This window comes from Pseudomonas sp. NPDC077649, from assembly GCF_044542855.1.
Classification (GTDB): domain Bacteria; phylum Pseudomonadota; class Gammaproteobacteria; order Pseudomonadales; family Pseudomonadaceae; genus Aquipseudomonas.
This window is the reverse complement of sequence record NZ_JBITVF010000001.1, coordinates 464,886-486,518: the sequence shown is the minus strand read 5'-3', so window position 1 is coordinate 486,518 and position 21,633 is coordinate 464,886. Positions and strand designations below refer to the sequence as shown.

Sequence of the window (21,633 nt, the reverse complement as noted above, 5' to 3'; positions counted from 1 at the left end):
GTGGGCCTTTACGAGCGCCATATCCTGCCGCACCTGATCGATTTCGCCTGCGGCATGGGCGAGGTGATGAAGGTGCGCGCGCAGCTCGTGCCCCTGGCGCGCGGACGGGTGCTGGAGATCGGCATCGGCAGCGGCCTCAACCTGGGGTTTTATGATCCGCAGCGCGTCGAGAGGGTAGTCGGCGTCGACCCGTCCGCCGCAATGCAGGCCCTGGCCAGAAGCCGCGCCGCCGCCTGCGCGGTGCCGGTGGAAATGATCGCCCTGGAACTGGGGCAGATCCAGGCCGAGGACGCCAGCTTCGACGATATCGTCTGTACTTTCACCCTGTGCACCATCCCCGACGCCGTGGCGGCCCTGCGCGAGATGCGCCGCGTGCTCAAGCCCGGCGGCCGCCTGCTGTTCGGCGAGCACGGCCTGGCCCCGGACCTGCCGGTGCTGCGCTGGCAGAAGCGCCTGACGCCCTGGTGGAAACCGCTGGCCGGCGGCTGCCACCTGGACCGCGACATTCCCGCGCTGATCGAAGCCGGCGGCTTTCATGTCCGCCAGCTGGACAGCGGCTACCTCAAGGGGCCGCGGCCGATGACCCATGTCTATCGCGGCTGGGCCGACTAGCAGGGGCCGTTGAAAAACCACCTACGTTTTTCAACGGCCTGCCAAGCTCGCATCCTCGCCGCGGCAGGCCATACTGCAACTCAGGTTGTTGGACCTCCACCGAAGGGAAGCCGACTCGCGCATGAAGCCCGCCACGCCGTCCATCCGTCTCCGCCCGTTCGCCCTGTGCCTGGCCCTGCTGGCGGGTGCCTGGCCGCTGTTGGCCGAGGCGCGTACGGTGCGCGTCGGCCTGTATGCCAACGAGCCGAAGCTGTTCCAGAACGATGCGGGCCAGCCCGCGGGCATTCTCGGCGAGCTGCTGCTGGCCATCGCCCGCGAGGAGGGCTGGCAGCTGCAGCCCGTGCCCTGCGCCTGGCAGCAGTGTCTGCAGCTGGCCCAGGACGGCGAGATCGACCTGCTGCCGGACGTCGCCTTCAACGAGGAGCGCGCCCGCGTGCTGGACTTCCACCGCGTGCCGTCGCTGTTCAGCTGGTCGCAGCTGTACAGCCACGAGGAAGTGCAGCTGCGCAGCGTGCTCGACCTGCGCGGCCTGCGCATCGCCGCACTGGAGGGTTCGATCCAGTACCAGTACCTGCAGAACCTGCTGTACAGCTTCGGCCTGCAGGCGCAGATGATTCCGCTGCGCGACCTGCGCCAGGGCTTCGAGCTGGTGGTGGCGCGCCAGGCCGATGCGGTGGCGGCCAATCATCTGTTCGGCGACTTCAACGCGCCCAGCTACCGCCTGACCGGCACGCCGATCATGTTCCAGCCGGCGCAGCTGTTCTACGCCACGCGCAAGGGCCGCAACGCCGACCTGCTGAGCGCCATCGACCGGCATCTACAGGTCTGGCAGGACGCGCCCGACTCGATCTACTACCAGGTGCTGCAGCGCTGGGGCGGCGAGCAGGCGCGCTGGCGCGTGCCCACCCTGCTCTGGTGGGGCCTAGCGACGCTCGGCCTGCTGCTGGCGCTGGCCGTCGGCGGTGGCCTGCTGCTGCGCCGCCAGGTGGCGGACAAGACCCGTCACCTCAAGGCCAGCGAAGAGCGCCTGAACACCATCCTCGACAGCGTCGAGGCCTACATCTACATCAAGGACCCGCAATTTCGCTACCAGTACGCCAACCGCAAGGTCTGCGAGCTGTTCGGGCTGCCGCCGGCGCAGGTGATCGGCAAGACCGACGCCGCCTTCTTCGACGCCGAGACCGTGCTGGCGCTGCAGCACAACGACCGCCGCGTGCTGCGCGGCGAGCGCATGGAAACCGAGGAAACCAACCGCTCCTGCAACGGCCGGCGCGAACGCACCTACCTCTCGGTCAAGCTGCCGCTGCGCGCCGCCGACGGCAGCATCTATGCCCTGTGCGGCATCTCCACCGACATCAGCGAACACAAGAAGAACCTCGAGCAGATTCACCAACTGGCCTATTACGACGCGCTGACCGGCCTGCCCAACCGCCGCCTGCTGCTCGAACGCCTGCAGTTCGCCCTGGCGCGCAGCGCGCGCAACCGCCGCGAGGGCGCACTGCTGTTCATCGACCTGGACAACTTCAAGCAGCTCAACGACACCCTCGGCCACGACATGGGCGACCTGCTGCTGCAGCAGGTCGGCGATCGCCTGCTCGATCAGCTGCGCCAGGAAGACAGCCTGGCGCGCCTGGGTGGCGACGAGTTCGTGCTGATGCTGGAGAACCTCGACCCCGAGCCGCAGGCCGCCATCGCCGCCATCGAACAGGTCGCCGACAAGCTCCTGCGCGCCCTGGCCAAGCCCTTCGAGCTGCCCGGACACAGCCACGACAGCAGCGCCAGCATCGGCGTAGCGCTGTTCTCCCAGCCCCACGACCGGCCGGAGGAACTGCTCAAGCACGCCGACCTGGCGATGTACGAAGCCAAGGCCGCCGGGCGCAACACCCTGCGCTTCTTCGACCCGCGCATGCAGCAGGCGCTGACCGCCCGCGCCGCCCTGGAACACGAGCTGCGCCGCGCCCTGGCCGACGGCCAGCTGCTGCTGCACTACCAGCCTCAGGTCGACCAGCACGGCACACTGCTCGGCGTCGAAGCGCTGGTGCGCTGGCAGCACCCGCAACGGGGTCTGGTGCCGCCGGGCGAGTTCATTCCGCTGGCCGAGGGCTGCGGGCTGATCCTGCCGATAGGCCGCTGGATTCTGCATAGCGCCTGCCGCCAACTGGCCAGTTGGGCGCAGGACCCGGGCCAGACCGGGCTGACCCTGGCAATCAACGTCAGCGCGCGCCAGTTCCATCACCCCGATTTCGTCGCCGACGTGCTCGCCGCCCTGACGGAAAGCGGCGCCGACCCGCAGCGCCTGGAGCTGGAGCTGACCGAAAGCCAGCTGGTGCAGGACATCGAGGCGCTGATCGGCAAGATGGGCCAGCTCAAGGCCCACGGCGTGCGCTTCTCGCTGGACGATTTCGGCACCGGCTACTCCTCGCTGAGCTACCTCAAGCGCCTGCCGCTGGACCAGCTGAAGATCGACCGCAGCTTCGTCCACGACCTGCAGGGCAGCGCCAGCGACACCGCCATAGTGCGCACCATCCTGGCCCTGGGCCAGGCCCTGGAGCTGCGGGTGATAGCCGAAGGCGTGGAAAACCAGGCGCAGCGCGACGCCCTGCTGCGCCTGGGCTGCCATTACTTCCAGGGCTACCTCTACGGCGCCCCGCAGCCGGCCGAGCAACTCGGCCTGCACGGCACGACGCCGGCCAGCGTGCGCCAGGGCGCAGGCCTGCAGGGCTGAGGCGTCAGGTCGTCTCGCGCAGCGCCAGGCCGTCCACCAGGCCGGCGGCGATGGCCATGCCCACCAGCTCCGCCAGCGTCTCGGCCTGCATGCGCTTCATCACCCGTGAGCGGTACAGGTCGACGGTCTTCACGCTGATATCGAGCTGCTCGGCGACTTCGCGGTTGGTGTAGCCGCGCACCAGCGGCAACAGCACGTCACGCTCGCGCGGGGTGAGCTGGTCGAGCCGCGCCTGCACCTCGGCCAGACGCGGATCGTGCCGGGGCCGGGACGGACGGCGATCCAGCGCCTGCTGCACGCTGTCGAGCAACAGCTGCTCGTTGTAGGGCTTCTCGATGAAGTCCACCGCGCCGGCCTTGAACGCGCGCACCACGATGGGCACATCGGCATGGCCGCTGACGAAGATCACCGGCAGGTCGATGCCGCGCGCGCGCATCTCCTCCTGCACGTTCAGCCCGCCCATGCCCGGCATGCGCACGTCCAGCAGCACACAGGCGTTGGCGCTGGGATCGCAGGCGTCGAGAAAGGCGCGCCCGCTGGTGAAGGGCACGCCGCTCAGGCCCACCGATTCCAGCAGCCAGAGCGTCGAGTCGAGCATGCCCTGGTCGTCATCGACCACGTAAACCCGTTGTTGCATCCCTGTGCTGCTCCTCTTGTTGTTATGACTCTCGTTGCTCGCGGCTACTCGTCCCTGCCCAAGGGCAAACGACACTCCAGACACAGCCCGCCGCCCTCGGCCGGGAAGGCCTCCAGCGCCCCGCCAAAGCCTTCGACGATGCTGCGGCTCATGGACAGGCCGAGGCCCAGGCCGTCCGCCTTGCTGGTGTAGAAGGGGGTGAACAGCTTGGCCAGTTGCTCGTCGCTGACGCCCGGCCCCTGGTCGATCACCCGGATCATCAGGCTGCCGTCGCCCTCCCCCGCTTCCAGACGAATCTGCGACGGCGCTCCCGGATGCTGATCGCGGTTGGCCTCGATGGCGTTGCGCAACAAATTCAGCAGCACCTGCTCCAGCAGGACGCGGTCGGCGAATACCGGCGGCAGATTGTCCGGCAAGACGTCGCTGACCGCCACCTGCGCCGCGCCGGCCTCCCAGTTGCACAGACGCACCGCCTCGCGCGCCACCTCGGCCAGGTTCAGCGCCTGCATGCGCCGCTGGCCCTTGCGCAGGAAGGCGCGCAGGCGCTTGATCACTGCCGCGGCGTGATTGGCGTGCTCGGTGATGCGCGCCAGGCCCTGGGCCACCTTGTCCGCACCGGCCGGATCGCCACCGACGCCCTGCAGGTAGCGCTGGCTGGCGCTGGCGTAGTTGACCACCGCCGCCAGCGGCTGGTTGATCTCGTGGGCGATGCCCGAAGCCAGTTCGCCCAGGGTGATCAGCCGCGTGGTGTGCGCCAGTTCGTCTTCCAGGCGGCGCTTGTTCTCCTCGGCCTGGATGCGCGCGGTGATGTCGCGCGACACGCTGACCACCTCCACCACCGCGCCGGTGTAGGTTTCGCGAATGGCGCGGCTGGCGGTCTCGAACCACAGGTAGTGGCCGTCGCGGTGGCGGATGCGGTAGGTCATGGTGTGGTAGCCGTCCTGCTCCAGCGCCTCGCGCGCCTGCTTGGCCTGCTGCAGTTGGTCCTGGGGATGCAGCAGGCCGTCGACCGCCAAGCCGCGCAGTTCTTCCGGCCAGTAGCCGAGCAGCGTCCAGCAGGCCGGCGAGGCATCGAGAAACACGCCGTCCGGGGTATGACGGGAAATCAGGTCGGTGGTGTTCTCGGTGATCAGCCGGTACAGCCGCCGCGCCCGCGCGGCCTCGCGCTGCTCGCGAATTTCCTGGGTCGCCTCGCGGCAGCGCGCCAGCACCCGCCGTTCTGCCACATCGGGGATAAAGCTCCAGATCAGGCTGCGCTCGCCGTCCTGCGCCTCCACCGCCTCGATGGCCCGGCATTGCTCCAGGCAGGCGCGCACCAACGGCACATGGTTGACCGGCAACAGCGCGCCGACCTGGGCCAGCGCGCGCTCGCCGAGCAGCGCCTGTAGCGCCTGGTTGAACTCCAGCGGGCGCGCCCGCTCGTCGAGCAGCAGCGCCGGCTGCGGATCGGCCGACAGCAGCGGCGCACTGCGGCTCATGCCACCAGCCAGGCCGACCAGTTGCGCCAGCAGCTCGCGCAGCCAGGGCAGCCACTCCAGGCCGGCGTCTTCGTCCACCTGCAGCAGCAACAGACCGGCGCCCCCCTCCTCCAGGCTCAGCGCCAGCGCCTGACCGTGATGAATGGCGGCACGGCGCAGGCGCCCGGCCAGCCAGCAGGGCAGCTGACGCACAGCCTCCAGGCTGAGGCAGGGCTGCGTCGTCAGCGCGTCGAACAGGGCCTGATCGCTGGCGGCCAGCGGATCCCCCTGCCCCGGTGGCAAACGCGGTCCGCCATCGTCCTGGGCATAGGTGCGACTGGCCGGCTGCCAGGCCAGGTACCAGGCCTGGCGCACCTGCGGGCAGCCCAGCACGGCGCGGCGCAAAGCGGCCGCCCGCTCGTGGAGGGATGGCGCTTCGCGCTGGATACGCAGCCAGGCCTGCAGCGGCACGGCCGCTCGATCGCTTGAAAGACTCATATAGTAATTATTCTATAAAACCTTGGTACATCTTCCATAAAAAATAGAAATGACCTATAAATCATCGCCAGCAAGCTTCGGTAATGCCTGCATCATTACCGGAATAACCAGAGCTAACAATCAGCCAAAGGTGTATCCGCCATGTCGATCTACGAGCAGGGTCTCGGCCGCGCCGCCGTCAACCATGTCGCCCTCAGCCCCCTGAGCTTCATCGAACGTACCGCGGCGGTTTACCCGCACTACCCGGCCGTGGTGCATGGCTCGATCCGTCGCAACTGGGCCGAGACCTACGCGCGCTGCCGGCGCCTGGCCTCGGCGCTGGCCGGCCGTGGCATCGGCCAGGGCGACACGGTGGCGGTGATGCTGCCGAACATCCCGGCCATGCTCGAAGCGCATTTCGGCGTGCCGATGATCGGCGCGGTGCTCAACACCCTCAACGTGCGTCTGGATGCCGAGGCCATCGCCTTCATGCTGCAGCATGGCGAGGCCAAGGTGGTGATCGCCGACCGCGAGTTCCATGAGGTGATCCACGCCGCCATCGGCATGCTCGACCACCCGCCGCTGGTGATCGACGTCGACGACCCCGAGTACGGCGAGGGCCAGGCGGTCAGCGAGCTGGACTACGAGGCCTTCCTCGCAGAGGGCGACCCCGCGTTCGCCTGGCAGTGGCCGACGGACGAGTGGCAGGCCATCAGCCTCAACTACACCTCCGGCACCACCGGCAACCCCAAGGGCGTGGTCTATCACCACCGCGGCGCCTTCCTCAACGCCATGGGCAACCAGATGACCTGGGCCATGGGCAACCACCCGGTCTACCTGTGGACATTGCCGATGTTCCACTGCAACGGCTGGTGCTACCCCTGGACGGTCACCGCGCTGGCGGGCGTGCATGTGTTCCTGCGCCGCGTCGACCCGGCGAAGATCCTCACCCTGATCCGCGACGAGCAGGTCACTCACCTGTGCGGCGCACCCATCGTGCTCAACGCCCTGGTGAACATGCCGGCCGAGGCCAAGGCGGCCATCGATCATCCGGTCAAGGCCATGGTCGCCGGCGCCGCGCCTCCGGCCAAGGTGATCGGCGCGGTGGAGGAAATGGGCATCCATGTCACCCATGTGTACGGCCTGACCGAGGTCTACGGCCCGGTGACGCTGTGCGCCTGGCACGCGGAATGGGACGAACTGCCGCTGGAGGAGCGCGCCACCATCAAGGCGCGCCAGGGCGTGCGCTACCCGACCCTGGAAGGGGTGATGGTGGCCGACCCGAAGACCCTGGAACCGGTGCCGCGTGACGGTCAGACCATCGGCGAGATCTTCATGCGCGGCAACACCGTGATGAAGGGCTACCTGAAGAACCCCAGCGCCACCGCCGAAGCCTTCGAAGGCGGCTGGTTCCACACCGGCGACCTGGGCGTGTGCCACGCCGACGGCTACGTGGAAATCCGCGACCGCCTCAAGGACATCATCATCTCCGGCGGCGAGAACATCTCCACCATCGAGGTCGAGGGCGTGCTCTATCGCCACCCGGCGGTGCTGGAGGCGGCGGTGGTCGCCCGTCCGGACGAGAAATGGGGCGAGACGCCCTGCGCCTTCATCACCCTGAAGACCGGCCAGCAGGCCAGCGACGCCGAGATCATGGCCTTCTGCCGCGAGCACCTGGCCGGCTTCAAGGTGCCCAAGACCGTGGTCTTCACCCAGTTGCCCAAGACCAGCACCGGCAAGATCCAGAAGTTCGTCCTGCGCGATATGGCCAAGGCGCTGTAGAAGCGACCCTCTCCCCCGGCCCCTCTCCCGCTGGGAAGGGGTGAATGAACCGTTTGCACAACAACAAGAACCGGCCCAGGCGGCCGACGGAGACCCCTCATGCAAATCTTCCAGCGCCGTGACGGCGACGAACAACCGTACTGGCCCCTCGGCCCGTTCAAGCTGCGCCTGCCCTTCGTGCATTACCGCTGGGAAACCGCGGAGATGCTGCAGGCGCTGATCATGTTCGTGGTCAGCCTGGCGATGATCCCGCTGCTGGAGAAATACCTCGGCCTGCCCTACGACGTGGCCCTGGCCTACGTGGTGGTGTGCGGTATCGGCTTCATGCTGCCGGCGCTGCTCGGCGTACCGCTGGTGCCCGGCTGGATCACCCCCGGCATTCCGGTGGTGCTGCTGTTTCTCGGCGACTTCGAACCCGGCCCGCAGGCCATCCAGGCGCTGTTCGCCCTGCAGTTCCTGGTGTTCGTGATCTTCCTCTTCCTCGGCGTCACCCGCCTGGGCAGCGCGCTGGTGCGGCTGATCCCCAACTCGATGAAGGGCGGCATCATCATCGGCGCCGGCATCGCCGCGCTGATGGGCGAGATCAGCGCCGGCGGCCGCCTGGCCAACACGCCGATCTCCCTGGTCCTCGGCAGCCTGATCTGCCTGTACCTGATGTTCTCGGTGTCGTTCAAGGGCCTGACCGAGCGCGTGCCGCTGGCGCGCAAGATCGTCAACTACGGCATGGTGCCGGGCATGCTGATCGCCATATTCATCGGCATCGCCGTGGGCGAGTACAAGATGCCGGACGTCAAATGGGGCATCACCGCGCCGGCCTTCGGCGAGATGTGGAACTACCTGCCGTTCAACGTCGGCTTCCCCGGCCTGGACGTGTTCCTGCTGGCCGTGCCCACCGCGGTGATCGCCTACGTGATCGCCTTCGGCGACATCATCGTCGGCCAGTCGCTGATGCAGCGCGCCGATGAACTGCGCACCGACGAGGTGATCGAAAACAACGTCGACCGCATCCACCTGGTGACCGCCATCCGCAACGCCCTGCACGCCCTCTTCGCGCCCTACCCGGGTCTGGCCGGCCCGCTGTGGACGGCGGTGGCGGCGACCATGGCCGAGCGCTACAAGTACGGCCGCAAGGCGATGGACTCGATCTACAGCGGCGCCGGCACCTTCTGGATCACCGGTTTCGCCGCGCTGTTCATGCTGCCGCTGGTCAGTTTCTTCCAGCCGGTACTGCCGATCGCCCTGTCGCTGACGCTGATCCTCACCGGCTACATCTGCCTGATGGTCGGTTTCGAGCAGCTCAACAACAACACCGAGCGCGGCATCGCCGGCACCATGGGTGTGGTGCTCGCCGTCTACGGCGCGGGCTGGGGCCTAGCGGCAGGCGCGGCGCTGTACATCCTGGTCGAGCGTACCCATCTGCTTAAATTCACCAGCATCAAGGACAAACCGAACGAAGCGGCCGAGGCCGACTGAGTTCATTCGTTCACCCAGCGCCGCGCCTGTCGCGGCGCCTCCGCTGTCGAGGTTGCACCATGCCCGAATTCAACGCCCCGCTGCGCGATATGCGCTTCGTCCTCCATGAAGTCTTCCAGGCTCCGAGCCTGTGGGCACGTCTGCCGGCCCTGGCCGAAACCGTCGATGCCGACACCGCCGATGCCATACTCGAAGAAGCGGCCAAGGTCACCGGCAGCCTGATCGCTCCGCTGAATCGCAGCGGCGACGAGGAAGGTGCCCAGTGGGAAGGCGGCGACGTGCGCACCCCGGCCGGTTTCCGCGAGGCCTATGCCACCTACACCGAGGGCGGCTGGGTCGGCCTGTCCGGCAACCCGAATTACGGCGGCATGGGCATGCCCAAGATGCTCGCCGTGGCCTTCGAGGAGATGCTCTACGCCGCCGGCTCCAGCTTCGCGCTGTATTCCGCGCTGAGCTCCGGCGCCTGCCTGGCCATCGACGCCCACGCCAGCGAGGAGCTGAAGTCCACCTACCTGCCACCAATGTACGAAGGCCGCTGGGCCGGCTCCATGTGCCTGACCGAGGCCCATGCCGGCACCGATCTGGGCATCATCCGCACCCGCGCCGAGCCGCAGGCCGACGGCAGCTACAAGGTCACCGGCAGCAAGATCTTTATCACCGGCGGTGAGCAGGATCTGACCGAGAACATCATCCATCTGGTGCTGGCCAAGTTGCCGGACGCACCGGCCGGGCCGAAGGGCATCTCGCTGTTTCTGGTGCCCAAGGTGATGGTGGGTGCCGACGGCAGCCTCGGCGCGCGCAACGCGGTGAGCTGCGGCTCCATCGAGCACAAGATGGGCATCAAGGCCTCGGCTACCTGCGTGATGAATTTCGACGGCGCCACCGGCTATCTGATTGGCGAAGTGAACAAGGGCCTGGCGGCGATGTTCACCATGATGAACTACGAGCGCCTGTCCATCGGCATCCAGGGCATCGGCTGCGCCGAGGCGTCCTATCAGTCGGCGGTGGCCTATGCCCGCGAGCGCATCCAGAGCCGCGCCGCTACCGGCCCGGTGAACCACGACAAGATCGCCGACCCGATCATCGTACACGCCGACGTGCGCCGCATGCTGCTGACCATGAAGGCGCTGAACGAGGGCGGGCGGGCCTTTGCATGCTACGTCGGCCAACAGCTCGACCTGGCCAAGTACACCGAGGACGCCAGCGAGCGGCAGAACGCCGAAGCGCTGGTGGCCCTGCTCACCCCGGTGGCCAAGGCCTTCTTCACCGACACCGGCCTGGAAAGCTGCGTGCACGGCCAGCAGGTGTTCGGCGGCCACGGCTATATCCGTGAATGGGGCCAGGAGCAGCTGGTACGCGACGTGCGCATCGCGCAGATCTACGAAGGCACCAACGGCATCCAGGCGCTCGACCTGCTGGGGCGCAAGGTGGTGGCCAACGGCGGCGCCGCGCTGCGCCTGTTCGCCGCCGAGGTGCGCGACTTCGCCCATGCCCATGAATCGCCCTTCGGCGAGCGCCTGGTCGAAGCGCTGGAACGCCTGGAAGCGGTCAGCGGCTGGCTGCTGGAGCAGGCCAAGAGCGAGCCCAACGCCGTCGGCGCCGCCTCGGTGGAGTACCTGCACCTGTTCGGCTACGTCGCCTACGCCTACATGTGGGCGCGCATGGCCGCCGTGGCGCAGAACAAGCAGGGCGAAGACCAAGCCTTCTACGGCGCCAAGCTGGCCACCGCCGAGTTCTTCTTCGCCCGCCTGCTGCCACGCAGCCTGAGCCTGGAGGCGAGCATTCGTGGCGGCAGCGCCCCGCTCTACGGCCTCGCTGCCGAGCAGTTCTGAAACCTTTGAGCGTGTTGCGCGGCGTCCCTCTGCAAGGCGCCGCGCCTTTTTATTACCCGTAGCCCGGATGCAATCCGGGGACAGTCGGCAGGCCTCTCCCGGATTGCATCCGGCTACAATCTCCGCCGCACCTCGGCCCATAACAAGAGTCCTCCCATGCGAACCCTGACCACCCTGACCGGCAACAGCCAGAAACTCGATGGCGGCGCCATGTTCGGCAACGCGCCCAAGGCGCTGTGGCAGCGCTGGATGCCGGCCGACGACCTCAACCGCATCGACCTCGGCTGCCGCGCCCTGCTGGTGCAGGAGGACGAGCGCAATATCCTGGTGGAAACCGGCATCGGCGCCTTCTTCAGCCCCGAGCTGAAGCAGCGCTTCGGCGTGCAGGAAGAGCGTCACGTGCTGCTCGACAGCCTGGCGGCCGTGGGCCTGAGCGACGCCGACATCGATATCGTCGTGCTCACCCACCTGCACTTCGACCATGCCGGCGGCCTGCTCGCCGCCTGGCAGGAGGGTCAGCCGGCGCGCCTGCTGTTCCCCAACGCCCGCTTCGTCAGCGGCCGCCGCCAATGGCAGCGGGCGCGCCAGCCCCATGCCCGCGACCGCGCCTCCTACATCCCCGAGCTGCTGGACCTGCTGGACGCCAGCGGCCGCCTGCAGCTGATCGACGAAACCGAAAGCTGCGAGCTGCTCGGCCCCGACTGGCGCCTGCACTGGAGCGACGGCCACACCCCGGGCCAGCTGCTGCCGGAGGTGGCCATGCCGGGTGGGCCGGTGGTGTTTCCCGGCGACCTGATCCCCGGCGCGCCCTGGGTGCACCTGCCGATCACCATGGGTTACGACCGCTTTCCCGAAGGCCTGATCGAGGAGAAGGAAGCCCTGCTGGCCGACCTCGTCGCCCGCGGCGGGCGCCTGGTGTTCACCCATGATCCGGAGGTGGCCATGGGCCGGGTAACGCGCGACGAAAAAGGCCGCTACGGGCTCGATGAAGCGGTAAAAGCGGCACATCTGCTGGCAAGTTGAGGCCAAGCGGTCTTGACGGCCTCGGCAGGCGGCGCGAGCATGGCCGCTTCGCTCGGCCGCCCGCCGAAAACCGCCGCGACCATTCGACAGCCCTGGGGAACCGCCTTATGAGCCTGGCCTCCGTTCGTGCCTTCCTCGCTGACAAAGCGCCCGACATCCACATCATCGAGCTGCCCTCCAGCACCGCCACCGTGGCCCTGGCGGCCGAGGCACACGGCGTATCGCCGGGGCAGATCGCCAAGACCCTGGCCTTTCGCATCGCCGAACGCGACGTGCTGATCGTCGCCCGCGGCGATGCGCGCATCGACAACCGCAAGATGAAGGAATGCTTCGGCGCCAAGGCGCGCATGCTCGATGCGCAGACCGTGGTCGAACTGACCAGCCATCCGGTCGGCGGCGTCTGCCCCTTCGGCCTGGCCACGCCGCTCAGCGTCTACTGCGACCGCTCGCTGCTGGCCTTCGCCGAAGTGCTGCCGGCCGCCGGCGCCACCCACAGCGCCGTGCGCATCGCCCCAGAGCGCATGGCCGAGTTGGTCGACGCCGAGTGGATCGATGTGTGTATGGAAGTGGAAACCGAGCCCTGCCTCTGATGGCCAAGCTCAAGGTGTTCTACAACAGCGCCTGCCCGGTGTGCGACGCCGGCATCGCGGCGCAGCGCAAGCGCATGCAGGCCGGCGGCGACTGCCCGGTGGAATGGGTCGACGTGCACCGGCAGCCGCAGACCGTCGAGGAGCTGAACCAGGCTCTGGAGCCGGTGCGCGAGCGCCTGCACCTGCGCGACGAGCAGGGCCAGGTGCTGGTCGGCGTGGACGCCTTCGCCGCGCTGTTCCGCCACACCCGCGGCCAGCGCTGGCTGGCCCGCCTGCTGCGCCTGCCCGGCCTGCATTGGCTGGCGCAGCGCGCCTACAACCTGTTCGCCCGCGCCCTGTATCGCTGGAACCGCTGGCGCCGGCACTGGTAGCGCGGCCCTACAGCCCGCCGCTGACGCCCAGGCTGATCCCCAGCGCGGTGGCCAGGGAGAACGGCAGCAGCAGGGTATCGAGCAGCGCGCTGGCCGGCAGGTCCAGCCCCGGGTAACGCGGCGCCTCGGCGCCGAAGCGGTCCAGCGGGCAGCACCCCCCATTGATGGCATACCAGTCCAGCCGCGTGCCGGCATAGACCACCGGTGCATCGACCTTGGCCGCATCCAGGGTGCGCACCGTGGCGCAGCCGGTCAGGCTCAGCAACGCCAGAGCGAAGACGCTCAGGCGCAGGCCGCTAATCATCCGACACCAGGTGATGCTCGCCCCAGCGCGGCAGCATGTCCTGGGGTATGCCCAGGCAGTTGAGGATGCGCGCGACGACGAAGTCCACCAGATCGTCGAGGGTCTGCGGCTGGTGATAAAAACCGGGCGAGGCCGGCAATATGGTCACGCCCAGGTTCGACAGCTTGAGCATGTTCTCCAGGTGGATGCTCGAATACGGCGCCTCGCGCGGCACCAGGATCAGCTGGCGGCGCTCCTTCAGCGCCACGTCGGCGGCGCGCTCGATCAGGTTATTGCAGGCGCCGCTGGCGATGGCCGACAGGGTGCCGGTGCTGCACGGCACCACCACCATGGCGGTCGGCGCACCGGAGCCGGAGGCCGCCGGCGCCAGCCAGTCCTCCTTGCCGTAGACGCGGATCTGCCCCGGCGCGGCGCCGGTGTATTCGGTGAGGAACTGGGCCATGGCCTGCGGCTTGGCCGGCAGCGCCACGTCGGTCTCGGTGGCCATCACCAGCTGCGCGGCCTTGGAGATCAGAAAGTGCACCTCGCGCTCCTCCTGCACCAGGCAGTCGAGCAGGCGCAGGCCGTATTGCGCGCCGGAGGCGCCGGTCATCGCCAGGGTGATGCGTTCGGGGCCTGACATCTATCCCTCCAGGGCCTTGGCCAGTTTGCCGTGCAGGCCGCCGAAGCCGCCGTTGCTCATGATCACCACCTGGGTGCCGGGACGCACCAATGCTTTGACACCGTCGATGATCGACTCCAGCGAGTCGCATACGCGGGTCGGGTTACGCGCCTGCGCCACGCTGGCGGCCAGATCCCAGCCCAGGTTCGGCGGCGCGTACCAGAACACCGCGTCGGCCTGCTCGGCGGACTCGGCCAGGCCGTCGCGATGGGCACCGAGCTTCATCGAGTTGGAGCGCGGCTCGATCACCGCGATCACCTGGGTCTCGTCCCCCACGCGCTTGCGCAGGCCGTCGAGGGTGGTGGCGATGGCGGTCGGGTGGTGGGCGAAGTCGTCGAAGACGGTCACGCCACCCACTTCGGCGACTTTCTCCATGCGCCGCTTGGCGTTGACGAACCGGCCCAGCGCCTCGATACCCAGCGCCGGCACCACGCCGACGTGACGTGCCGCGGCCAATACAGCCAGCGCATTGGCGACGTTGTGCTGGCCGGTCAGTTGCCAATCCACCACGCCCTCGACCTTGCCATCGAAGCTCACCTCGAAGCGCGAACCGTCGGCGGCGAGCAGGCGCGCCTGCCACTGGCCGCCTTCGCCTGTGGTCTGCACCGGCGTCCAGCAGCCCATCTCGATCACCCGCGCCAGCGCGCTTTCGCCGGCCGGATAGATCACCAGCCCCTCGCCGGGAATGGTTCGCACCAGATGATGGAACTGCCGTTCGATGGCCGCCAGATCGGGGAAGATATCCGCGTGATCGTATTCCAGGTTATTGAGGATGGCGGTGCGCGGGCGGTAGTGGACGAACTTGCTGCGCTTGTCGAAGAAGGCGCTGTCGTACTCGTCGGCCTCGACCACGAAGAAGGGCGTGCCGCCCAGGCGCGCGGAGATGCCGAAGTTCTGCGGCACGCCGCCGATCAAAAAGCCCGGGCTCATGCCGGCATGCTCCAGCACCCAGGCCAGCATGCTGGAACTGCTGGTCTTGCCGTGGGTGCCGGCCACCGCCAGCACCCAGCGCCCTTGCAGGACGTGATCGGCCAGCCACTGCGGGCCGGAGACGTAGGGCAGGCCCTGGTTCAGCACATATTCCACCGCCGGATTGCCGCGGCTCATGGCATTGCCCACCACCACCAGATCGGGCGCCGGCTGCAGGTGCGCCGGATCGTACCCCTGCATCAATTCGATGCCCTGGGCTTCGAGTTGGGTGCTCATGGGCGGGTAGACGTTGGCGTCGGAGCCGGTGACGCGGTGGCCGAGTTCCTTGGCCAGAACGGCCAGCGAGCCCATAAAGGTGCCGCAGATGCCGAGAATATGGATATGCATGAATGCCCTCTGAAGATGGCCACACCGGGCCTGGACGCGATGGCGGCAGGTTAGCACAGCGCCCGCCGGGCGACTGCTGCGCCCTGTTCAGACCGAGGCGCGAAGACCAAGTTGCTCCGCAGCGAAAAATCAAACGCTTGCTTGGATTGCGCTTTCAACTGGCTTTGAGGCAGCATCGCCTGGCCTGCTGGCACAACAGCTGCATCGTCACTCCAGTCCAACCACAGAAGTCGAGGCCCGCCATGCGCATCGTCCAAGCCACCCTGGAGCACCTGGACCTGCTGACCCCGCTGTTCGTCAAATACCGCGAGTTCTACAACGAACTGCCCTTCCCCGAGTCGTCGCGCAAGTTCCTCGAAAAGCGCCTGCGGCGCAAGGAATCGGTGATCTACCTGGCGCTGGCCGACGACGAGGACAAGCTGCTCGGCTTCTGCCAGCTCTACCCCAGCTACTCCTCGCTGTCGCTCAAGCGCGTGTGGATTCTCAACGACATCTATGTCGCCGAGGACGCCCGCCGCCAACTGGTGGCCGATCGCCTGCTGCAGACCGCGAAGAAGATGGCCAAGGACACCAACGCCGTGCGCATGCGCGTGGCCACCAGCCGCGACAACGAGGTGGCGCAGAAGGTCTACGAGTCCATCGGTTTCGTCGAGGACGAGCAGTTCAAGAACTACGTGCTGCCGATCAACGCCGACTGAGCCACCTCAGCCCAGACTGAGCAGCAGACCCAGCAGCAGCGGCAGGGCAAACAGCCCCAGCAACGCCAGGCGCGCCGGGCGCAGCGGCGGACGCGAGCGCCGCGCGCTGCGGCGGCGCTCGAGCGACTGCTGCAACGCCTGCTGCAACTCCGACAGCGCCTCGAAGCGCGCCTGCGGCTGCGGCGCCAGGGCGCGCGCCAGCACGCCATCCCAGCCCGGCGGAATGCGCGCGGCGAAATGCGCCAGCGGCACGTAGCAATGGCCGGGGCCGACCTCGCTGCGCGCCACCTCCGGCCATTGCCCGCACAGCAGCCAGTAGGCCAGCGCCGCCAGCGCCAGTTGATCGGCGCGGCCATCCACCGCCCGCCCAGCGCGCAGTTCCGGTGCCAGCGGCACCGCTTGTGCCGGCAGCGGCTGGCGCGCCACGCCCGGCAGGATGGCGGCGTGTTCCGCCAGCAACAGCACCCGCCCGTCGTCGCCGAGCAGGATTTGCCTGGGGTTCAGCCACAGCCCCTGCATGCCGCGGCGCTGCAGCGCGCGCACGGCGCCGATCAGTTGCGTCAGCAGGGTCAACAGGGTCTGCGCATCCGGCGCGCCATGAGCCGCCGCCCAATCCACCAGGCTGCGCATGCCGGGCGGCGGCGCGGCCAGCGCCAGGTAGGCATGGCTGCGCGCGCGCAGCGGCGACAGCACCTGCGCCAGGGCGCGCTGCGGGCTGCGGCGCAGGGCCCATTCGCGCTGCCAGAAAGCCTCGTCGGCGTCGCGCTCGGCGAACCACAGCAGCGCCTCGCGCCCGACCTCGTCGCGAGCCAGGAACAACCGGCCCGGCGGGCCGTAGGGGCAGCCGCGCAGCAGCGTCCAGCCGTCGATCTGCAGGCCGGGTGCGACATCGACCAGCGCCGTACGCTGCGGCGTCACCGGCGTCGGCGGCAAGCCGCCACCGGCCCCCGGACAGAGCAGCACCGCCGCCCCCGGCGCCTGCAGCAGCGGTCGCAGTGCCTGACCCAGGCCCGCGCCGGCGAGCGTCCCGACGCCCTGGCACAGCGGCTGCAGGTCGCCGACCGCGAGTAGCGGCTGCGGCGCCAGCAGCAACAGCTCATCCGTGCGCAGCGTCAGGCCGTGCTGCACCAGCGCCAGCTCGGCCTGAGCGCCCAGGGCCATGCCGTCGCGGCCGACCAGCGTCTGCACGCCGGCGCCGTGCACTCGCGCCAGGCCGATGCTGCCGGCCTGGAGGAACTGCAACGCGTCGCCCTGCACCAGCAGCAGTCCGGCATACAGCTCGGCAATGCCCTGCCCGGCCTGGCGCCGGCGAAACAGCTGCAGATTGAGCGCCGCCAACACCTGGCGCGCGGCCTGGGGCTCGCTCCAGCCCTCCGGCGTGCAGCGGTAGTCGGCGAACAGGGCATCGAGATGCTGCTCCAGGCTTTGCACCACATCGGGGCAATGGCGCGCCCAAAGCAGCGCCACCAGCAGCAGCGGCGGCCGCCCCTGGCGTCCGGCCAGCCACATGGCCCGGGCCCGCGCCGCCTGCTGCGGCAAGTCCAGCCCGGCGCCGAGGGCCAGGCTGAGCGTGGGGTGTTCGAGCAGTTGCAGCGTCATGGCCGGCCCTCCTGCGCAAGCAGCATCCTGCCCGGTCGTTGCAGGCTTTATGCCGACTTGTGGCAGGCGCCCGCGCCGCTTAAGGTGGCCGCATCTTCCCTGCGAGCCTTTCAGCATGTGGTCCTTCAAGGCCTGGCGCCGCCAACGCACCCTCGAACGCAACCCGATCGATCCGGCCCACTGGGCCGAGGTGCGCCGTCGCCTGCCGATCCTCGACGGCCTGGACGAGGCGGAATTGCAGCGCCTGCGCGAGCGCGCCGCGCTGTTTCTCGCCAGTAAGCGCCTGACCGCCCTGCCCGGCGTCGAGCTGGGCGCGGTCGAGCGCCTGCTGCTGGCCGCGCAGGCACAGCTGCCGCTGCTGCACCTGGGCGATCTGGACTGGTATCAGGGCTTTCACGAGATCGTGCTCTACCCCGATGACTTCCTCAGCCCGCAACGCCACCGCGACGCCAGCGGCATCGAACACGAATGGGACGACGCACGCAGCGGCGAAGCCTGGCAGCAGGGGCCGGTGATCCTCGCCTGGCCCGGTGTCGAGGCCAGCGGCGGCTGGGAAGGCTACAACCTGGTGATCCACGAGCTGGCGCACAAGCTGGACATGCTCGAAGGCAGCGCCAACGGCCTGCCGCCGCTGCACCGCGACATGCGCGTGCAGGACTGGGCCCACGCCATGCAGAGCGCCTATGACGCATTGAACGCCGAGCTGGACGCCAACCCCGAGGCGGAAACCGCCATCGACCCGTACGCCGCCGAAGACCCGGCGGAATTCTTCGCCGTGACCAGCGAATACTTCTTCAGCGCCCCGGATCTGCTGGCCGCGGCCTTTCCCGAGGTCTACCGGCAACTGGCGCTGTTCTACCGCCAGGACACCCTGGCCCGATTGCAGCGCCTGCAGGCGGAACACCCCGACTACGAGACGGTCGAAACCGCGACCAATGGCTGATTCACGTGGCGTAGTAACGCCATGCGAATCCGCCTATAATGCGCCCCACTTTTTTGGCCCTTCCTGGGAGTTCCCCCATGAGCTACAGCAAGATCCCGGCTGGTAAAGACCTGCCGAACGACATCTACGTTGCCATCGAAATCCCGGCCAATCACGCGCCGATCAAATACGAGATCGACCACGATACCGATTGCCTGATGGTCGATCGCTTCATGGCCACCCCGATGTTCTACCCGGCCAACTACGGTTTCATCCCGCACACCCTGGCCGATGACGGCGACCCCCTCGACGTGCTGGTCGTGACCCCTTACCCGGTTGCTCCGGGTTCGGTGATCCGCGCCCGTCCGGTCGGCGTCCTGCACATGAGCGACGAAGCCGGCGGCGACGCCAAGCTGGTTGCCGTACCACACGACAAACTGACCGTTCTGTACAAGGACGTTCAGGAATACACCGACCTGCCCGCACTGCTGATCGAACAGATCAAGCACTTCTTCGAGAACTACAAGGATCTCGAGAAGGGCAAGTGGGTCAAGGTAGAAGGCTGGGGCGGCGCTGAAGAAGCCCGCGGCCTGATCAACAAGGCAGTCGCGGCTTACCAAAAATAAGTCCTGACAACCTCCGAAAAGCCGGCCACAAGCCGGCTTTTTTATTGCCCGAAGAAATCCACCAAGATCCACGAGCCCTAGAAATACAGGGCATTAGGCTTACCACCCATCCCAAGGCGTCCATGAGCAATCCCCAGAATCCGCCGCCAAGGTGTGGGTCGAAGTGTGGGTCCAGAGGTGTGGGTGCTCCTCAGGATGGCGGTCGAACCGTCCCAGAGCTTTGAGCCTAGCGGCGAACGGCAGCCGAACGAGCGCGGGGCCGGATCGACAGCCTGCCGTGTTCATCAGCGCTTGTATTAGCTGGGTTTGCCACATAAAAAGCTGCTTGGCCGCGTACCCCGGTAAAACCGCAAAACCGGCAAAAACGCCAGCAAGAACTGTGTGACCCTCTGGATCCTGCGCTGAGACCCATCCAAGACGAAATTTTTACGATACAGACGGACTAGCGCCTGAGCTTGCTCGCCGATTCGCCACCGATGCCGAAGTGGTTTTTCGGCATTTCGGTGATGATCACGCGCACCCGCTCGATGGGCGCGTCCAGCGAGCGCGACATGGCCTCGCTGACTTCGCGGATCAGGGTTTCCTTTTGTTCGTCGGTGCGGCCTTCGAGGATATAGAGCTGGGCTATAGGCATGGCCTCGTCCTTCAAAAATAGTGGCGGCCGGCACGCAAGCCGGCCGCATGGGGTTTAAACGAAGCGCGCGGACACCGAGCCGAGGCCCTGGTAACGCACGGTGATGTTGTCGCCCGGCGCCACCGGCACCGCCGCGGTGATGCCGCCGGTCATGATGAAACTGCCCGCCGGGATATGTTCGCCGCGTTCGGCCAGCAGGTTGGCCAGCATCGCCACGCTGGAAGCAGGATGGCCAAGCACCGCGGCACCGGCACCGAGCTCCACCACTTCGCCGTTCTTCTCCATCACCACGCCGAGGGTGCGCAGGTCCACGTCGGCCACATCGGCCATCTGCCCGCCGGTAATGAAACGGGTCGAGGAAGCGTTGTCGGCGACCACGCTGATCAGGTCAAACTTGAAGTTCTCGTAGCGCGAGTCGATCACTTCCACCGTCGGCACGACGAAGTCGGTGGCCGCCAGCACCTGGCCGATATGGCAGCCCGGGCCGTGCAGCGGCGCCTTGGTGACGAAGCTGATCTCCGCCTCGATCTTCGGGTGAATCAGTTTGGCGCAATCCACCACGCCGCCGTCGGCGACGCTGAAGTAGTCGGCGAGGAAGCCGTAGATCGGCGTTTCCACGCCCATCTGCGCCATCTTCGCCCAGGAGGTCAGGCCCATCTTCAGGCCGACGATCTTGTTGCCGCGGGCCTCCTTGCGCCGGCGGATTTCCCACTGCACGTCGTAGGCGTCGGCGAAGGTCATGTCCGGGTAATCGTTGGTCACCTTGCTGATGTCATGCGCATGCAGCTCGGCGTTTTCGATGTGCTCGGCCAGGGCCAGCACCTGTTCGCGGGTCAGGGTACGGTTCATCAGTTGCGCTCCTTACGGGCGGCCAATAGGTCGAGGGCGACGTCGACGATCATGTCTTCCTGGCCACCGACCATGCGCCGTTTGCCCAGTTCGACGAGGATGTCCACGGCCTTGAGGCCGTATTTCTGCGCGGCCACTTCGGAATGACGGAGGAAGCTGGAATAGACCCCGGCGTAGCCGAGGGCCAGGGTTTCGCGGTCGACCCGCACCGGGCGATCCTGCAACGGCCGGACGATGTCGTCGGCGGCGTCCATCAGGGTGTAGAGGTCGGTGCCGTGCTCCCAGCCGAGGCGTTCGGCGGCGGCGATGAACACCTCCAGCGGCGCGTTACCGGCACCGGCGCCCATGCCGGCGAGACTGGCGTCGATGCGGTCGCAGCCCTCCTCCACCGCGACGATGGAGTTGGCCACGCCAAGGGACAGGTTGTGGTGGGCGTGCATGCCGGTCTGGGTTTCCGGCTTGAGCACGGCCTTGACCGCGCGGAAGCGCTCGCGCACGTCCTGCATGCTCAGCGCCCCGCCGGAATCGACCACGTAGATGCAGGTCGCGCCATAGTTCTCCATCAGCTTGGCCTGCTTGGCCAGATGCTCGGGGGCGATCATATGGCTCATCATCAAAAAGCCGACGGTGTCCATGCCCAGCTCGCGGGCGTATTCGATGTGTTGCTTGGACACATCCGCCTCGGTGCAGTGGGTGGCCACGCGGACCACCCGCGCGCCGGCGGTGTAGGCCGCCTTGAGGTCGTGCACCGTGCCGATACCGGGCAGCAGCAGGGTGGCGATTTTGGCGTGGCTGATCACGTCGTTGACCGCCTCGATCCACTCCAGGTCGGTGTGCGCGCCGAAGCCGTAGTTGAAGCTGGAGCCTTGCAGGCCGTCGCCGTGGGCCACTTCGATGGAGTCGACCTTGGCCTGGTCCAGGGCGCGGGCGATGTCCTGCACGTTCTGGATCGAGTACTGGTGGCGGATCGCGTGGCTGCCGTCGCGCAGGGTGACGTCGGAGATATAGAGTTTCTTGCCGGGGTTGAAGGTCATGGCGATTCTC

The 21,633-nt window shown here is 67.7% G+C and carries 20 protein-coding genes; 11 read left to right on the top strand and 9 right to left on the bottom strand.

Annotated features, from left to right (window positions below):
* Entirely contained in the window at positions 1 to 612 is a 612-nt protein-coding gene (locus tag ACIGFL_RS02095) for a class I SAM-dependent methyltransferase (protein ID WP_122108100.1), read from the top strand.
* 121 nt (positions 613 to 733) lie between these two features.
* Positions 734 to 3,337 (top strand): EAL domain-containing protein, encoded by a 2,604-nt coding sequence (locus ACIGFL_RS02090; RefSeq protein ID WP_397495978.1) that lies wholly within the window; start codon positions 734 to 736, stop codon positions 3,335 to 3,337.
* Between the two features lie 4 nt (positions 3,338 to 3,341).
* On the opposite strand, the gene ACIGFL_RS02085 is transcribed toward ACIGFL_RS02090, so the two are convergent.
* Positions 3,342 to 3,974, bottom strand: coding sequence for a response regulator transcription factor (locus ACIGFL_RS02085; RefSeq protein WP_397495977.1), 633 nt, complete (start codon positions 3,972 to 3,974; stop codon positions 3,342 to 3,344).
* A 44-nt stretch (positions 3,975 to 4,018) separates the two neighbouring features.
* The gene (locus ACIGFL_RS02080; protein WP_397495976.1) at positions 4,019 to 5,929 is read right to left on the bottom strand and encodes an ATP-binding protein; all 1,911 of its coding nucleotides are present in this window, start codon (positions 5,927 to 5,929) and stop codon (positions 4,019 to 4,021) included.
* Between the two features lie 141 nt (positions 5,930 to 6,070).
* Between ACIGFL_RS02080 and ACIGFL_RS02075 the strand changes: the two genes are divergently transcribed.
* The 6 genes from ACIGFL_RS02075 to ACIGFL_RS02050 all read left to right on the top strand — a co-directional run bounded on the left by ACIGFL_RS02075 (position 6,071) and on the right by ACIGFL_RS02050 (position 12,979).
* Entirely contained in the window at positions 6,071 to 7,690 is a 1,620-nt protein-coding gene (locus ACIGFL_RS02075) for an acyl-CoA synthetase (RefSeq protein WP_397495975.1), read from the top strand.
* Positions 7,691 to 7,789: 99 nt separating this feature from the next.
* Positions 7,790 to 9,163 carry a solute carrier family 23 protein gene (locus ACIGFL_RS02070; protein ID WP_397495974.1) on the top strand — a complete coding sequence of 458 codons (1,374 nt, stop codon included), beginning with the start codon at positions 7,790 to 7,792 and terminating at the stop codon, positions 9,161 to 9,163.
* A gap of 59 nt (positions 9,164 to 9,222) precedes the next feature.
* On the top strand, positions 9,223 to 10,995 hold the full coding sequence (locus ACIGFL_RS02065; RefSeq protein WP_397495973.1) for an acyl-CoA dehydrogenase C-terminal domain-containing protein: 1,773 nt from the start codon (positions 9,223 to 9,225) through the stop codon (positions 10,993 to 10,995).
* Positions 10,996 to 11,151: 156 nt separating this feature from the next.
* Positions 11,152 to 12,018 carry an MBL fold metallo-hydrolase gene (locus ACIGFL_RS02060; protein WP_122108093.1) on the top strand — a complete coding sequence of 289 codons (867 nt, stop codon included), beginning with the start codon at positions 11,152 to 11,154 and terminating at the stop codon, positions 12,016 to 12,018.
* A gap of 107 nt (positions 12,019 to 12,125) precedes the next feature.
* Positions 12,126 to 12,608 (top strand): YbaK/EbsC family protein, encoded by a 483-nt coding sequence (locus ACIGFL_RS02055; RefSeq protein ID WP_397495972.1) that lies wholly within the window; start codon positions 12,126 to 12,128, stop codon positions 12,606 to 12,608.
* Complete coding sequence (locus ACIGFL_RS02050) at positions 12,608 to 12,979, top strand: thiol-disulfide oxidoreductase DCC family protein (RefSeq protein ID WP_397495971.1); 372 nt, start codon at positions 12,608 to 12,610, stop codon at positions 12,977 to 12,979. Before ACIGFL_RS02055 ends, ACIGFL_RS02050 begins: the two co-directional genes overlap by 1 nt.
* Before the next feature lie 7 nt (positions 12,980 to 12,986).
* Here the strand turns inward: ACIGFL_RS02050 and ACIGFL_RS02045 are convergent, their stop codons facing one another.
* Genes ACIGFL_RS02045 through mpl form a run of 3 tightly spaced genes read right to left on the bottom strand, consistent with a single transcriptional unit; the run spans position 12,987 to position 15,261 of the window.
* The gene (locus tag ACIGFL_RS02045; protein ID WP_397495970.1) at positions 12,987 to 13,283 is read right to left on the bottom strand and encodes a YceK/YidQ family lipoprotein; all 297 of its coding nucleotides are present in this window, start codon (positions 13,281 to 13,283) and stop codon (positions 12,987 to 12,989) included.
* The gene (ubiX, locus tag ACIGFL_RS02040) at positions 13,276 to 13,905 is read right to left on the bottom strand and encodes a flavin prenyltransferase UbiX (RefSeq protein WP_397495969.1); all 630 of its coding nucleotides are present in this window, start codon (positions 13,903 to 13,905) and stop codon (positions 13,276 to 13,278) included. Before ubiX ends, ACIGFL_RS02045 begins: the two co-directional genes overlap by 8 nt.
* Positions 13,906 to 15,261: a UDP-N-acetylmuramate:L-alanyl-gamma-D-glutamyl-meso-diaminopimelate ligase gene (mpl, locus tag ACIGFL_RS02035; protein WP_397495968.1), complete on the bottom strand. Its 1,356-nt coding sequence runs from the start codon at positions 15,259 to 15,261 to the stop codon at positions 13,906 to 13,908.
* Positions 15,262 to 15,503: 242 nt separating this feature from the next.
* On the opposite strand from mpl, the gene ACIGFL_RS02030 reads away from it, so the two are divergent.
* Positions 15,504 to 15,959: a GNAT family N-acetyltransferase gene (locus ACIGFL_RS02030; protein WP_021445133.1), complete on the top strand. Its 456-nt coding sequence runs from the start codon at positions 15,504 to 15,506 to the stop codon at positions 15,957 to 15,959.
* A 6-nt stretch (positions 15,960 to 15,965) separates the two neighbouring features.
* Here ACIGFL_RS02030 and ACIGFL_RS02025 read toward each other — a convergent pair whose 3' ends face one another.
* Positions 15,966 to 17,558, bottom strand: a complete 1,593-nt coding sequence (locus ACIGFL_RS02025) for a protein kinase (protein WP_397495967.1) — start codon at positions 17,556 to 17,558, stop codon at positions 15,966 to 15,968.
* A gap of 115 nt (positions 17,559 to 17,673) precedes the next feature.
* Here ACIGFL_RS02025 and ACIGFL_RS02020 point away from each other — a divergent pair, with 115 nt between their 5' ends.
* Together ACIGFL_RS02020 and ppa are read left to right on the top strand one after the other, a co-directional pair.
* Positions 17,674 to 18,501, top strand: coding sequence for a zinc-dependent peptidase (locus ACIGFL_RS02020; protein WP_397495966.1), 828 nt, complete (start codon positions 17,674 to 17,676; stop codon positions 18,499 to 18,501).
* Positions 18,502 to 18,578: 77 nt separating this feature from the next.
* Positions 18,579 to 19,106: an inorganic diphosphatase gene (gene ppa, locus ACIGFL_RS02015; protein ID WP_013717208.1), complete on the top strand. Its 528-nt coding sequence runs from the start codon at positions 18,579 to 18,581 to the stop codon at positions 19,104 to 19,106.
* A 442-nt stretch (positions 19,107 to 19,548) separates the two neighbouring features.
* Here ppa and ACIGFL_RS02010 read toward each other — a convergent pair whose 3' ends face one another.
* From ACIGFL_RS02010 to dmpG, 3 genes are read right to left on the bottom strand one after another with little or no spacing between them, the layout of a single operon-like run.
* Positions 19,549 to 19,740 (bottom strand): 2-hydroxymuconate tautomerase, encoded by a 192-nt coding sequence (locus ACIGFL_RS02010; protein WP_045736217.1) that lies wholly within the window; start codon positions 19,738 to 19,740, stop codon positions 19,549 to 19,551.
* Positions 19,741 to 19,794: 54 nt separating this feature from the next.
* Complete coding sequence (gene dmpH / locus ACIGFL_RS02005; protein WP_322318881.1) at positions 19,795 to 20,589, bottom strand: 2-oxo-3-hexenedioate decarboxylase; 795 nt, start codon at positions 20,587 to 20,589, stop codon at positions 19,795 to 19,797.
* Positions 20,589 to 21,623, bottom strand: coding sequence for a 4-hydroxy-2-oxovalerate aldolase (gene dmpG / locus ACIGFL_RS02000; protein ID WP_075749849.1), 1,035 nt, complete (start codon positions 21,621 to 21,623; stop codon positions 20,589 to 20,591). The genes dmpH and dmpG overlap by 1 nt, the downstream gene beginning before the upstream one ends.
* Positions 21,624 to 21,633: the final 10 nt, after the last annotated feature.

What these genes read in the sequence shown, in the direction of transcription:
- ACIGFL_RS02090 (WP_397495978.1), top strand. Translation starts at nt 734, where the DNA reads ATGAAGCCCGCCACGCCGTCCATCCGTCTCCGCCCGTTCGCCCTGTGC.
- ACIGFL_RS02085 (WP_397495977.1), bottom strand. Translation starts at nt 3,974, where the DNA reads ATGCAACAACGGGTTTACGTGGTCGATGACGACCAGGGCATGCTCGAC.
- ACIGFL_RS02080 (WP_397495976.1), bottom strand. Translation starts at nt 5,929, where the DNA reads ATGAGTCTTTCAAGCGATCGAGCGGCCGTGCCGCTGCAGGCCTGGCTG.
- ACIGFL_RS02075 (WP_397495975.1), top strand. Translation starts at nt 6,071, where the DNA reads ATGTCGATCTACGAGCAGGGTCTCGGCCGCGCCGCCGTCAACCATGTC.
- ACIGFL_RS02070 (WP_397495974.1), top strand. Translation starts at nt 7,790, where the DNA reads ATGCAAATCTTCCAGCGCCGTGACGGCGACGAACAACCGTACTGGCCC.
- ACIGFL_RS02065 (WP_397495973.1), top strand. Translation starts at nt 9,223, where the DNA reads ATGCCCGAATTCAACGCCCCGCTGCGCGATATGCGCTTCGTCCTCCAT.
- ACIGFL_RS02060 (WP_122108093.1), top strand. Translation starts at nt 11,152, where the DNA reads ATGCGAACCCTGACCACCCTGACCGGCAACAGCCAGAAACTCGATGGC.
- ACIGFL_RS02055 (WP_397495972.1), top strand. Translation starts at nt 12,126, where the DNA reads ATGAGCCTGGCCTCCGTTCGTGCCTTCCTCGCTGACAAAGCGCCCGAC.
- ACIGFL_RS02050 (WP_397495971.1), top strand. Translation starts at nt 12,608, where the DNA reads ATGGCCAAGCTCAAGGTGTTCTACAACAGCGCCTGCCCGGTGTGCGAC.
- ACIGFL_RS02045 (WP_397495970.1), bottom strand. Translation starts at nt 13,283, where the DNA reads ATGATTAGCGGCCTGCGCCTGAGCGTCTTCGCTCTGGCGTTGCTGAGC.
- ubiX (WP_397495969.1), bottom strand. Translation starts at nt 13,905, where the DNA reads ATGTCAGGCCCCGAACGCATCACCCTGGCGATGACCGGCGCCTCCGGC.
- mpl (WP_397495968.1), bottom strand. Translation starts at nt 15,261, where the DNA reads ATGCATATCCATATTCTCGGCATCTGCGGCACCTTTATGGGCTCGCTG.
- ACIGFL_RS02030 (WP_021445133.1), top strand. Translation starts at nt 15,504, where the DNA reads ATGCGCATCGTCCAAGCCACCCTGGAGCACCTGGACCTGCTGACCCCG.
- ACIGFL_RS02025 (WP_397495967.1), bottom strand. Translation starts at nt 17,558, where the DNA reads ATGACGCTGCAACTGCTCGAACACCCCACGCTCAGCCTGGCCCTCGGC.
- ACIGFL_RS02020 (WP_397495966.1), top strand. Translation starts at nt 17,674, where the DNA reads ATGTGGTCCTTCAAGGCCTGGCGCCGCCAACGCACCCTCGAACGCAAC.
- ppa (WP_013717208.1), top strand. Translation starts at nt 18,579, where the DNA reads ATGAGCTACAGCAAGATCCCGGCTGGTAAAGACCTGCCGAACGACATC.
- ACIGFL_RS02010 (WP_045736217.1), bottom strand. Translation starts at nt 19,740, where the DNA reads ATGCCTATAGCCCAGCTCTATATCCTCGAAGGCCGCACCGACGAACAA.
- dmpH (WP_322318881.1), bottom strand. Translation starts at nt 20,589, where the DNA reads ATGAACCGTACCCTGACCCGCGAACAGGTGCTGGCCCTGGCCGAGCAC.
- dmpG (WP_075749849.1), bottom strand. Translation starts at nt 21,623, where the DNA reads ATGACCTTCAACCCCGGCAAGAAACTCTATATCTCCGACGTCACCCTG.